Below are 12,858 nucleotides of genomic sequence, written 5' to 3'. Positions count from 1 at the left end.
TATAGGTATAACAGTCTCGCGATATTAATAAAAACAATCGTATTGCATTTATAAACATCATCCTTAGCTTTCCTATGCATCAGATTAGGGAAAGTCCTAACAATTAAAAAACCACTTTAAAAAAGTGGTTTTTTAATTATGCTTTTAAACAAAGTAAACTTGGTCGTAATTCTGGCTTATCAAATATAAATCTTTGTACCCAGACTTTTAATTCTTCTAATTCAAAAGGCAATAGTCGTGTTACTGCTTTTTCCAATTCTTTACAAAATAGTTTGGTATCAAAACTAACCTTTTGGAGTACAGTCTTAGTGTACTCTAACATAGCTCTTGCCATATTTCAAATTCATTTTTTAGATTGGTTTGACTAATATAACTAAATAAAGATATATTATATTACAATAATGTTGTTAATTAATAGATAAAATGAATTTAAATTCGACCAACCCCCAATTTATGGCCTTAATTTTACCTACAAGAAAACGCCTTCAACTACTGTCAGGCCTCCTCCTACTTCTTCTTTCATTATTTGGATGTAAATCACTACCACATAAAAAATTACACCTTACGATAGACCAAACCTTGGCATCCGAATTCAACAAAAATTACTTCCAAGGAGTATTTGTCTACGATCCTCAAAAAAATGACACCCTATACCAACACAACAGTCAGAAATATTTTACCCCTGCCAGTAACACCAAAATTTTCACGCTCTATGCCTCCCTTAAAACCTTGCCCAACCACATTCCAGCCTTAAAATATGTTGTTCTAGGCGACACCCTATTCATGGAAGGTACAGGCGACCCTACTTTATTACATCATTATTACAACGACAGTACGGCCCTAAAATTTGCCGCTGGCTATCCAAACATTGCGCTTCATTTAAACAATTTCCAGGACACTAAATTTGGCCCCGGATGGGCATGGGATGACTATGACAGAAGCTATAGCCCGGAAAGAAGTGGTCTTCCCCTTTTTGGGAATACCTTGTCTGTTTACCAAACAGACACCATAGTAGCGAGCCCTAGTTTTTTTAGCCCTAAAATCTTATCGCAAAAGCAGGCTATAAGAAGAGCACTAACAGACAATCTTTTTTATCTAGCACCTGACCAAAAGGACACCCTAGAGATTCCTTTTTTGGTAGACAGCCTGGTTATAAAGAATTTATTGGAAGAAGCGCTACATAAAAAACTGAGCCTTGTACCAAATATGCCGGCTGCAGAAAAAAAGACCCTATATGGTATTCCTTCAGATTCGCTCTATAAAAGAATGATGTTCGAGAGCGATAATTTTATAGCGGAACAGTTGTTAATCCTGGCTTCCTCTACCCTATCGGACACCTTAAGCAGTGCTAAGGCAAGAAACCATGTTTTGGACACCTACCTACAAGAAATGCCTCAATCGCCACGCTGGGTAGACGGTTCCGGACTTTCCAGATATAATTTGTTTAGCCCAGCGTCTATGGTCTATGTTTTAAATAAAATGTATCAAGAAATCCCACAAGAACGATTATTGGGATATTTTCCTGTAGGCGGCGTTTCTGGAACCTTAAAAGACTCTTATCCCGGAAAAAACACCCCCTATATATACGCTAAGTCGGGATCCTTGGGAAATAATTATTGCCTAAGTGGCTATTTGCTCACTAATTCGGGAAAAACTCTCATATTTAGCTTTATGAACAATCATTTTAAAAAGAGTAGCAAAGAAGTAAAAGAGCAAATGCAAGAAATATTTGAATGGCTCCGCGACAACTATTAAGCACCTATCCTTTCCTTATTTGCATAATGGCCAAATTCTTTCAGCAGCACCTTTAGTTTTGGTGCTATATAAGTAGCGCAAAAAGGCTTGTTGGGATCGGTAAAATAATAATTGTGAAACATTTCATCGGAAAACCTAAAGGCCTTAAACGGATATACTTGGGTAATTAGAGGCATACTAAACTGTTCCTGTAATAATTCCAGGGCGGTTATCGCTCTTTTGCTATCAGCATCATTAAAAGTATAAATGGCCGAGCGATACTTTTTTCTCATACTGTGTTCAGAAGTACTGCGATGGGTATGTAAGTGAATGGCGATTAAAACATCTAGCCCAATTTTATCGTTTTGGTAATTTACAATAACCGCCTCTGAAAAGGAGTCATCCCCTTCATCAATGGATATAAACCCCTGGTCTACTCCTACCACCCCAATGACGGACTGAAATATTGCCTCTGTACACCAATGACAACCTCCCCCAAATGCTATTTTAGAAATTGCACCCATAAAATTTTAGTCGTGTCAAACAGGGGAACATAACCTATTTAATTTTGCATATTGCAATAACATAATGGTTTTGGCATCTTTAATTTCTCCCGAGGCTACCATTTCCAAAGCACTTTCAAAGGAGCATTCTATCACCTCTATATTTTCGGTTTCGTCTGCGGCTCCGCCACCATCGCTTACTTTCATCGTATCTTCATAGCTGCCAATAAAAAAGTACAACATTTCTGTGACAGCCCCAGGAGACATATAAGCTTCAAAAACCTTCTTTACAGTCTCTATTTTATACCCAGTTTCCTCTTCTACCTCTTTTAGGATACATTCTTCAGGATGGTCACCATCTAACAAGCCAGCACAAACCTCTATCATCATTCCAGAATCATTGCCGTTTAAATAGGTAGGCATCCTAAATTGCTTGGTTAACACTACGGTTCCCTTGTTTTGATTATACAGAAGGATCGCGGCTCCGTTACCCCTATCATAGGCTTCTCGGGATTGAGCTTCCCATACTCCTTCTTCCTTTTCATATTCAAAAGTCACCTTTTCCAAGGTATACCAATTGTCGGACAAGAGTTCTTTTTTTATATTTCTTACCTTATTATTTTTCATATGTAGACATTTAATGCTTTATAACGGTCATTTGTAATTCGCCTAGCCGAATTCGTATTTGCGTACAGTTTTCGGTCATGCTCATTTCAAATTATCGTTTTTTTATGGGATACTGAAGCGTTGAAAACAGCTAATTTTATTGCAGTTATACCGTCACCGCCCTATTTAAGTAGCGGCGAAAAGGGAGCATTTCTTTATATATTTCGATGATTCTATCATTAAAATCATCCTGAAGTACTTCTTTTTTGGTTAGGGGGTGCATCACCGCAAAGGTTTTATTCCGCAACAATTCGATATGTGGATGATCATTGCTAAAACCCTTGGGGGCATTTTTTAATTTTTCGTCTTCTACCAAGCCACCAAAAGCTGCCTTAAAAGATGGTTTATTCAGGATTTTTTTTAATTCTTCACCATCATAATCTATGCCCTCACGAATACTTTTTAAGGTCTTTGGATCTGGCCGCCAGAGTCCACCTGCCAACATACAATGCTTTAGTCCTATTTCTATATAAAAATCGCCCTTATTGGGTTCCTTATCCAGTCCGGCCCCAAAATGATCTTTATAGACGGGTTTATTGGGATGGAACATGAGGTTATTGTTAATTCTATTAATACCTCTTTTTCCCGGAGTAGGATAGTATTCATCATCAATCGCCGCTAACATAAGATCCAAACCATTGAGCCAAGCAATATAACTATCGCGCACCTCATGATACCATTTTCGGTTTTGATCCATCCATTCCTTGGAGTTGTTCCGATTTAACTGCTCGAGAAATTCGAATACATTTTTAAAATTCATTTTGCCAATTAGTTCTTTTAGTATAAAAAATTCCCCTCGCCTTTCGGGGGAGGGGAAATTATATGTCGTGCTATTAAAAACGGTTATCACCATCCAGAAGATTTCCCAATCCCCCTAAAACACTTCCTTCGCCCTTGCTTTTTCCTCCAGGAATAGAAGCAACGATTCTGCCTGCCAGCCTACTAAATGGCAAGGATTGAATATAGACTGTTCCAGGCCCTCTCAGGGTTGCAAAGAACAGGCCTTCTCCACCGAAAACCGTGTTTTTAATACCTCCTACAAATTCGATATCATAATCTATCTCCTGTGAAAAACCAATGATACAGCCCGTATCTACTTTTAATACTTCGCCTGGTCCCAAGACCTTTTTAGCCATAGTACCACCGGCATGTACAAAGGCCATTCCGTCGCCTTCTAGCTTTTGCATAATAAACCCTTCCCCACCAAAAAGTCCACGGCCAAGTTTACGTGAAAACTCTATGCCTACGGAAACTCCTTTCGCGGCACATAAAAAGGCATCCTTTTGACAAATAAATTTCCCTTGTTTTTCCGCAAGGTCAATAGGAATTATTTTCCCCGGATATGGTGAGGCAAAACTCACCTGCTTTTTCCCATGCCCAACATTTAAAAAGGCCGTCATAAATAAGCTTTCCCCGGTAAGTAATCGTTTCCCTGCAGAAAACAATTTTCCCAGAACGCCGCTATCCTGGTTCGATCCATCTCCGAAAATGGTCTCCATTTTTATATCGGCATCCATCATCATAAAACTACCTGCCTCGGCGACTACCGCTTCTTGAGGGTCGAGTTCTATTTCTACATATTGCATTTCTTCCCCGTAAATACGGTAATCTATTTCATGTGCGTTCATTTTCTGTAAGTTATCTTGTTAAACTCTAAAATTGGTAAAACGATATAAACTGTTTGCTCTTCGTTTTAACCTAAAATCTTTCTATAGGTAAAACTAAAGTACAATTTGTTACAAGTAACAAAGCGTATTTTATAAGTTTTTTAGCTATTTTCCCCTTTTATTTCTGTAGGTTTTGGGGCTTTATTCGCAGCTGCCAAACTACATACCAACGCTACTAATTAGCGCAGTTTACAGTTGATCTTACCCCTTCACCTTAAGGGTCCATTCAAAATTAAAGGTAGAAACCACAACTCCCTCTTCATTTTTACCTACAGATGTCATCCATAAGGTCTGCCCTTCTCCCGTCTTTACCGCCTTTTCTACAGTTTTTTGAATAAGATGTCCATCGTCACAACTAAATGTAATTTTTCCGGTAGCTTTTTTTGTAAATGAAGCCTTGTTATTCGCTACTAACATGGATATGTTTTTACCGCTGCTTTTTATTTTACTGATTACCAAAGCTCCTGTCGATAGTTGTGCAGCCATTCCTTGAACGGCCCAAAACATAGATTTAAACGGATTTTGATTAATCCACCTATGCCGTACCGTTACCACGGCCTTCTCTTCATCTAAATGTCGTAGCCGTACGCCACACCACCATGCCGATGGAAGCTTAAAAAAGGTAAAGGTGTTGAATTTACTTGCGTTTGCCCCCATATGAATAGTTATTTTTTCTAAAAGTATTGAAAAAAACCGAAGGACTAAAAGTTAAATTTATGTTAATATACAGTACTTTGCTTTGCATAGTACCTTCTTTTAGACATATATTTGCATAAGAAACTATTATGTTATGGTAACAACAGTAGATAAACACGAAAGAAATTTGGCCTCCATCATACATGCCTCTACTTTTTCTAAGTATTTATTTCCATTTGGAAATATTATTGTTCCATTGATACTTTGGGTTGCCAACAAGAAGACATATGAATATGTTGCCGAACAGGGCAAACGGGCCTTAAATTTCCAAATTAGTCTTTTGGTGTACTCCCTGTTCTTAGTTATGTTAACGATCCCTTTTTTTATAGGCGTAATATCGGAAGTCATCTTTTGGGAAAATTTCAATTTTATTGCTCCAATGAATTTTGAGGACTTCTCTATACATCTGGATAGTCAAAATTTTCATATCCCAAGTTTTATTTGGCCAGTTGGGATACTTGTTTTGGGGCAGGTAATGCTATCAATAATAAATATTGTTTATACCATTTTAGCAACCATCAGGAGTAACGAAGGCCAAGATTTTAAATACCCGTTAACCATAAATTTTATAAAATAGTCAACTTATAAAAGTGCTCATCACACTTCAAACCAGAGTTTATTCATCAAATCAATTAATGTGTTCCCTTAAGTAGGAACCATTGCCCATCATCAATTAGAGCTTCACAACTGAATGGTTTACGGCTCAAAAAAACGAACAGTTAAATTATTATAATCATGCCACTATGAACATTGAAAACACAAAGGCGCAAATGCGAAAAGGCGTTTTAGAGTATTGCATTCTCTCTATTTTAGACGGGGAGGACAAATATACCTCTGAGATCCTAGAAACTCTTAAAGACGCTAAAATGCTTGTTGTAGAGGGAACTATTTACCCTTTGCTTACAAGGTTAAAAAACGCAGGGCTTCTTAATTATCGTTGGGAGGAATCTACTTCGGGACCACCTCGTAAATACTATACCCTAACAGAAACGGGAAAAATGTTTCTAAAGGAACTAGACACTACTTGGGACGAATTAAGAAATGCAACGAACCTAATTACAAATACAAAAAATAGCCAAAAATGAACAAGACAATAAATATAAATCTGGCCAATTTATTCTTCCACATAGATGAAGTAGCCTATAGCAAATTGCAGCGGTATTTGGAGGCCATAAAAAGGTCTTTTGCCAATACCAGCGGAAGCGATGAAATTATTGCTGATATAGAGGCTCGGATTGCTGAGTTGTTCCACGAGAAAATGGAAAACGAAAGACAGGTAATCACCTTAAAAGAGGTCGATGAAATTATCAATATTATGGGCCAACCAGAAGATTATATGGTAGACGAAGATATCTTTGAAGATATTCCCAAAGGGGCTTCCAACCCCATTAGGATCAAAAAATTGTACCGTGACATAGAGTCCAAATATATTGGGGGTGTTTCCGCTGGTTTAGGGCACTATTTTGGAATCGATGCCCTTTGGATAAGGCTCATCTGGATTCTACTGACCATTTTTAGTTGGGGTGGATTTGTATTCATCTATGCCTTGTTATGGATCCTTATCCCTGAGGCGGTTACTACAGCTCAAAAATTGGATATGACCGGTGAAACCGTGAACATCAGTACTATTGAAAAAAAAGTTAAAGAAGGCTTTGAGGATGTTGCGGAAAAGGTAAAAAATGTAGATTATGAACAAGTAGGGAATAAAGTCAAAAAAGGCAGTAAAAATTTTTTTGACGCCCTAGCAGAGATTATCACCTTTCTTTTTAAAATCATCGGCAAAATTTTTGGCATCTTTCTGATTATCCTTGGCGCCGCCGGATTAGTGGGTTTGTTTATTGGTCTTTTTACCGTCGGGGTCCTAGACATCATTCACATCCCTGGAATTGATTTTTACGACATGATAAACTCTACCGGAACCCCTATTTGGCTGGTATCCTTATTCTCCTTTTTTGCCATCGGAATCCCGTTTTTCTTCCTTCTTTATTTGGGATTGAAGGTTTTGATCAACAATCTTAAATCTATCGGAAGTATCGCTAAATACTCCTTAGTAGGACTTTGGTTCCTGTCAATGGTAGCTTTGGTTGTCCTTGGAGTGCAGCAAGCAACAGCCCATGCCTATACCGGAAGTACTACCACCAAAGAGATACTACCTTATAATATTCCCTTGGACACCTTACAAATTGCTATGAAAAGCAGTGACCTATATGAATATCAGGAGGATTATGATTTTGACGGAATGAGGGTTGCTTACAACGATAAGGGAGAAAAGGTATTGTTTAACGATGAAGTCAGATTTAACTTGAAGGTTTCCGATGACGAACAAGCACATATTAAAATCACCAAGGACGCCAGCGGACACTCTTTCAACGATGCCAAAGATAGAGCTGGCAAAATCGCTTATAATTATGAGTTAAAAGGCAACAAACTAATTTTAGATAGATTTTTTGTTACTGCCGCAGCAAATAAGATCAGGTCACAGGACGTAAGGGTTACCCTATACCTTCCTAAAGAAACCGTAGTACGGTTAGATAAATCGGCAAAAAACAAATTGGGTTATCGCACAAAAACAGATCGTGATATTGACTTTTTAAATATGGAGGATTACCTGTGGCAAATGGGAGCTAATGGAGCCCTGGAATGTGTAAACTGTCCCACAGAAAAGGAGCACGATGAAAAGGAAAACAATAAAATTTTAATCAACAAGGAAGGTATCGACATTGACCTCAAAGACAATGGAGATTCTTTTAAAATGAAAATTGACGAGAACGGTGTAAAAATTAAGACAGGGAACTAGCTACAAGACATACAATTCGTCCCTCAAATACTACTATCCATCATCGATATTTAATTTTTCTTAGAAATAGAGTTTACATTTATCAATCAAAAATCAACCATCATGACAACATTAGCACGAATTTTAATCAGCCTAATCATCGCTATTTTAATATCCTCCTGTGGCTTTGATCTTAATTTTGGAGCAGGCAAAAAGGGGAACGGCATTATTACCGAAGAGCGACGCCCCGTTCAGGAAAACTTTACAGCCGTCACAGCTTCGGCAGGTTTAAACGTTTTTATTACCCAAGGGAATGATTTCGAGATTTTAGTAGAAGCCGATGAAAACGTGTTAGACCTTATTGGTACAGACATAAAAAATGGGACCTTACGGATCCACGCCCGGGAAAATATAGGGAAGGCTACCAAAAAAGTTTTTGTAATGTTACCCGAGATTACTTCCTTGGAAACCTCTAGTGGCGCCAATTTGCGATCCAAAAACACTATTACCGCCAAAAATGTAAAACTCGGTGCCAGCAGTGGCTCTAGGCTTCAAGTAGAGCAGCTTATGGCAGAAGATATCAATGTAGGCAGTAGTAGCGGTGCTTCCATTACCTTGGGCGGTGAGGTAAGTAACCTATTTACAAAAGCTAGTAGCGGTGCTTCTATAGAGGCCAAAAACCTACTATCCAACAAGTGTCAAGCCGAGGCCAGCAGCGGCGCCAACATACAAATAAACGTTTCTAGCTCCTTAGAAGCCGATGCCAGTAGCGGAGGCCATATTTCCTATACTGGAAAGGCAGAGGTAACACAACGCAAAACGAGTTCGGGCAGTGTATCTCATTTTTAAGACCCCCATATCTTAACACCCCTAAAAAGGAACTTTTTAATATATATAAAAACCCATTGAATTTTCAATGGGTTTTCATTTTAAAAGCGCTGTCGTTTGTTTATCTTAGTCCTTTAACCATCCCTATGAAAATAAGTATCACCAAGTATGTGCTTCCTTTAAAGCACACTTTTAGTATTTCTCGCGAATCACACGATTTTCAAGACTCCATGATCGTTGGTCTTTCTCTCGATGGGGAAACTGGCTATGGCGAAGCCACGGCAAATCCTTATTACAAGATGACTTTTGAAAGTATGAGAGCCGAAATAGAGGCCGTTAGAAACGAAATCGAAAATTTCAATTTTACTCTTCCCGAAACTTTTCATGCCTTTCTGGTATCTAAAAACTTAAGCAATTTTGCTATTTGTGCCTTAGACCTTGCCGCCAATGATTTATACGGAAAACTAGCAAACAAGCCCTTGTACGACATTTGGCAAACAGACAACAGCACCTACCCCATTACTAATTATACAATAGGTATAGACACAATACCTAAAATGGTAGAGAAAATGAAGGAGACGCCTTGGCCTATCTATAAAATAAAACTGGGCACTAAGGAAGATGTCGACATTGTAAGAGAATTGCGCAAGCATACCAATGCTATATTTCGGGTAGATGCCAATTGTGCCTGGACCGCTGAAGAGACCATTGCCAATGCTCCGATCCTACAAAAGCTAGGAGTCGAATTTATTGAGCAACCTTTAAAGGCCGATGATTGGGAAGGCATGAAAAAAGTAAAGCAACATTGTGTACTCCCTGTAATAGCCGATGAAAGTTGTATTGTTGAGACTGATGTAGCGCAATGTGGACTTCATTTTAGCGGCATCAATATAAAATTGACCAAATGTGGCGGACTCACTCCTGCCCGACGCATGATCGCCGAGGCTAAAGCCATGGGCATTAAGGTTATGGTAGGTTGTATGACGGAATCTAGCGTAGGCATCTCGGCCATTGCCCAGCTTATTCCGCAATTAGATTATGTTGATATGGATGGAGCCATGCTTCTTAAGGAAGATATTGCCGATGGGGTTATTATAGAAAAAAACGGAAATATTGTTTTTCCGACCGTAGGGGGAAGCGGTATAAAAATGCGATAATGGCATATTATATTGACGAGTTTCCGGGTAGAACCATTGTACTGGAACAAGAGGAGTTTTTATATTTTGGCGGTACTTCCTATCTAGGCCTACAGGGCGATGCTGATTTTCAAGACCTGCACATCGCCAATATAAAAAAATACGGTACCCATTATGGAGCTTCCAGGAATTCGAACATCCGTTTTTCGATTTATGAACAAACAGAAAACTATCTATGCAACCTAGTAGGTAGCGAGGCCTGTACCACGCTTTCTTCGGGTTACTTAACCGGACAAATGGTCGTTCAATATTTTGATAAGCCCACATTTGAATTTTTTTACGCCCCAAACACCCATGCTTCTCTTTCCAAAAGCAATGTTTGTTCCTATAGTACCTTTGCAAGCCTGGCTATTGCCTTAAGGGAACATTTGGCCCAGAAGCCCCATATCGTTCCTTTAGTTTTATTGGATACCGTAGATTTTTCGGGTACTCATTACCCCGATTTTGAAGGCTTAAAATCGCTTCCCTTAGATAAGGTCATCCTCATTGCCGACGACTCACATGGTATTGGAATTTTGGGCACACAAGGAGGTTCTATGTATCGCTATTTATTAAGCCTAGCTCCAATGGAGCTTATCGTTTGTTGTTCATTAGGAAAAAGTTTAGGTATACAGGCCGGCGCCATTTTTGGGACAAAATCAAGAATCGACCAGTTTACAAACACCCCCTTTTTTGGAGGTGCTAGTCCAGCTGCCCCGGCAGCCATGGCTACGCTAATAAAAACCACTGCGATTTTCCATAAGAAAAGGACCGCACTACAAAAGAACATTGCTTTATTTAAGCAGAAATTAGGTCAAAACATCCATTTTACCAGCATGCCATATCACCCGGCATTTAGTTTTAAAAACCCTGCCCTATCAGAATATTTGGAAAAGAATAAGGTGTTGGTGACCAATTTTCATTATCCCGACGCCTCGGCCGAGATGAAGAGCAGAATTGTTATCAATGCCCAACACACGCCAAAGGATATTGAAAGACTTTCACTGTTGCTTAAAACATTTTTTTCTCCATAAATTAAATTATTCTCAAGAATCAATCTTAATAATATATTTTTTTCATTTTTATGGGTTATGTCTAAATTATTTTGTAACTTTTTGTGGTAATCATGATATTATATATCACTAAAACCTTACCCCATGAAAAAACTACTTGGATTGGTTTTTATGGTGTTATTTTTAGTTTCAGCAACTAATTTTACATCTCCAAAACTACAAAACGAACACTCCTTAGAAGGTACTTGGGAGCTTGTTAGCTTTAACAATTACGATGGTACCGATGTTATTAAAACCATTCCGACCACGGATGGTTATCGGCAAATTAAAATGTATTATAACGGAAAAGTTATGTGGACCCGTTACGTCCCTATAGATTCTTCGGAATGGTTTGGTTATGGTAGCTATTCGACCACAGAAAACTCCCTGACCGAAAATATTGAATACATGTCTGCCACCATGGTGAAAATTGCAGGGGATTTAAGGGAATTTAAGTTTGAACTAGTGCTGAACAAGGATACCTACAGCCAAATTACAGTCGACGAAGAAGGAAACAGGACCTTTTCTGAGAATTATGTTCGAATCAAATAAAATATAACTTCTTTATTAAAAATATAAAAACCGCTCAAAGTAAGGAGCGGTTTTTACATTTTATAAGATATTATTTATGCCTTGGAAACCTCTTCTGGAGATTCTATAGTAGCTAAATAACGCTCAGCATCCAATGCTGCCATACATCCTGTTCCGGCAGCCGTAATGGCTTGTCTGTATTCTTTATCCTGAACATCTCCACTAGCGAAAACACCAGGCTTACTTGTTTTGGTCGATTTCCCTTTAGTAATAACATACCCGGTTTCGTCCATTTCCAATTGCCCTTTAAAGATATCGGTGTTAGGTTTATGTCCAATAGCGATAAATAATCCGGTAATAGAAATATCTTCTTTTTCTCCGGTAACATTATTGACCATTCTTAAGCCTTCTACCACTTGATCTCCTAATACGGTATCTACTTCAGTGTTGTAACGGATTTCGATATTGTCTAGACTTTCAACCCTATGCTGCATCGCTTTTGAAGCACGCATATGATCTTTTCTCACCAACATGGTTACTTTCTTACAAATATTTGCCAAATAGGAAGCTTCTTCGGCTGCGGTATCACCAGCACCTACAATCGCCACATCCTGTCCTTTGTAAAAGAATCCATCACATACGGCACACGCAGATACTCCGCCACCTCTTAGCTTTTGTTCACTAGGAATCCCTAAATATTTGGCAGTAGCTCCGGTTGAAATTATGACCGTTTCTGCTTCTATAACCTTACTGTCGTCTATAGTAATCTTATGAATACCTCCAACCTCATCACTAAACTCAACAGCCGTAGCCATTCCGATTCGAACCTCTGTACCAAACCTTTCTGCCTGTTGCTGTAATTGTACCATCATGGTAGGTCCGTCTATTCCTTCTGGGTACCCTGGAAAATTATCTACCTCCGTAGTTGTAGTCAATTGTCCACCAGGTTCCATTCCGGTATATAGAACAGGTTTTAAATCTGCCCTTGCTGCATATATTGCTGCAGTATAACCTGCAGGTCCCGAGCCTATAATCAGCGTTTTTAAACGTTCTATTTTTTCTGTCATAATCAAAATCTTCAATACATGTTATATGGCAAAAGTAGGTGTTTCCATAAAAACCATAGTTCAAAAGTTATAAAAAGTTATTATAATAGAATAGAGAATATCAAAATTCATTATTATTATTTTTCCATGACCCAATCTACATAGGAGACTAGATACCATCTTT

Annotated in this window: 15 protein-coding genes; 8 read left to right on the top strand and 7 right to left on the bottom strand. The window is 38.5% G+C overall.

Annotated features, from left to right (window positions below):
• Positions 1–136: 136 nt before the first annotated feature.
• Positions 137–334, bottom strand: a complete 198-nt coding sequence (locus HCG49_RS11470) for a hypothetical protein (RefSeq protein WP_168469679.1) — start codon at positions 332–334, stop codon at positions 137–139.
• 89 nt (positions 335–423) lie between these two features.
• Between HCG49_RS11470 and HCG49_RS11465 the strand changes: the two genes are divergently transcribed.
• Entirely contained in the window at positions 424–1,755 is a 1,332-nt protein-coding gene (locus HCG49_RS11465) for a D-alanyl-D-alanine carboxypeptidase/D-alanyl-D-alanine-endopeptidase (protein ID WP_240938689.1), read from the top strand.
• Here the strand turns inward: HCG49_RS11465 and HCG49_RS11460 are convergent.
• The 5 genes from HCG49_RS11460 to HCG49_RS11440 form a co-directional block, all read right to left on the bottom strand.
• A complete protein-coding gene (locus HCG49_RS11460; protein ID WP_168469678.1) occupies positions 1,752–2,258 on the bottom strand; it encodes a peptide-methionine (S)-S-oxide reductase in 507 nt (168 codons plus the stop codon). The genes HCG49_RS11465 and HCG49_RS11460 overlap by 4 nt on opposite strands.
• A gap of 15 nt (positions 2,259–2,273) precedes the next feature.
• On the bottom strand, positions 2,274–2,864 hold the full coding sequence (nudK, locus tag HCG49_RS11455; protein WP_168469677.1) for a GDP-mannose pyrophosphatase NudK: 591 nt from the start codon (positions 2,862–2,864) through the stop codon (positions 2,274–2,276).
• Between the two features lie 145 nt (positions 2,865–3,009).
• The gene (locus HCG49_RS11450) at positions 3,010–3,663 is read right to left on the bottom strand and encodes a DUF2461 domain-containing protein (protein WP_168469676.1); all 654 of its coding nucleotides are present in this window, start codon (positions 3,661–3,663) and stop codon (positions 3,010–3,012) included.
• A 73-nt stretch (positions 3,664–3,736) separates the two neighbouring features.
• On the bottom strand, positions 3,737–4,531 hold the full coding sequence (locus tag HCG49_RS11445; RefSeq protein ID WP_168469675.1) for a TIGR00266 family protein: 795 nt from the start codon (positions 4,529–4,531) through the stop codon (positions 3,737–3,739).
• Positions 4,532–4,771: 240 nt separating this feature from the next.
• A complete protein-coding gene (locus tag HCG49_RS11440; RefSeq protein WP_168469674.1) occupies positions 4,772–5,227 on the bottom strand; it encodes a DUF4442 domain-containing protein in 456 nt (151 codons plus the stop codon).
• Between the two features lie 133 nt (positions 5,228–5,360).
• Between HCG49_RS11440 and HCG49_RS11435 the strand changes: the two genes are divergently transcribed.
• From HCG49_RS11435 to HCG49_RS11405, 7 genes are all read left to right on the top strand, one after another.
• Positions 5,361–5,843: a DUF4870 domain-containing protein gene (locus HCG49_RS11435; RefSeq protein ID WP_168469673.1), complete on the top strand. Its 483-nt coding sequence runs from the start codon at positions 5,361–5,363 to the stop codon at positions 5,841–5,843.
• Between the two features lie 166 nt (positions 5,844–6,009).
• Positions 6,010–6,351, top strand: coding sequence for a PadR family transcriptional regulator (locus HCG49_RS11430; protein WP_168469672.1), 342 nt, complete (start codon positions 6,010–6,012; stop codon positions 6,349–6,351).
• Positions 6,348–8,063 carry a PspC domain-containing protein gene (locus HCG49_RS11425; RefSeq protein WP_168469671.1) on the top strand — a complete coding sequence of 572 codons (1,716 nt, stop codon included), beginning with the start codon at positions 6,348–6,350 and terminating at the stop codon, positions 8,061–8,063. The genes HCG49_RS11430 and HCG49_RS11425 overlap by 4 nt, the downstream gene beginning before the upstream one ends.
• 102 nt (positions 8,064–8,165) lie before the next feature.
• Entirely contained in the window at positions 8,166–8,891 is a 726-nt protein-coding gene (locus HCG49_RS11420; protein ID WP_168469670.1) for a head GIN domain-containing protein, read from the top strand.
• Between the two features lie 125 nt (positions 8,892–9,016).
• Positions 9,017–10,027: a dipeptide epimerase gene (locus tag HCG49_RS11415; RefSeq protein WP_168469669.1), complete on the top strand. Its 1,011-nt coding sequence runs from the start codon at positions 9,017–9,019 to the stop codon at positions 10,025–10,027.
• The gene (locus tag HCG49_RS11410) at positions 10,027–11,079 is read left to right on the top strand and encodes a pyridoxal phosphate-dependent aminotransferase family protein (protein ID WP_168469668.1); all 1,053 of its coding nucleotides are present in this window, start codon (positions 10,027–10,029) and stop codon (positions 11,077–11,079) included. Before HCG49_RS11415 ends, HCG49_RS11410 begins: the two co-directional genes overlap by 1 nt.
• Positions 11,080–11,202: 123 nt before the next feature.
• On the top strand, positions 11,203–11,649 hold the full coding sequence (locus HCG49_RS11405; RefSeq protein WP_168469667.1) for a hypothetical protein: 447 nt from the start codon (positions 11,203–11,205) through the stop codon (positions 11,647–11,649).
• A gap of 74 nt (positions 11,650–11,723) precedes the next feature.
• Here the strand turns inward: HCG49_RS11405 and trxB are convergent, their stop codons facing one another.
• Positions 11,724–12,695 carry a thioredoxin-disulfide reductase gene (gene trxB, locus HCG49_RS11400; RefSeq protein WP_168469666.1) on the bottom strand — a complete coding sequence of 324 codons (972 nt, stop codon included), beginning with the start codon at positions 12,693–12,695 and terminating at the stop codon, positions 11,724–11,726.
• Positions 12,696–12,858 lie beyond the last annotated feature (163 nt).

Source organism: Arenibacter sp. 6A1 (genome assembly GCF_012272855.1).
GTDB lineage: Bacteria > Bacteroidota > Bacteroidia > Flavobacteriales > Flavobacteriaceae > Arenibacter.
Note: the sequence above shows the minus strand (reverse complement) of the source record. Positions and strands in the feature narration are given on the sequence as shown.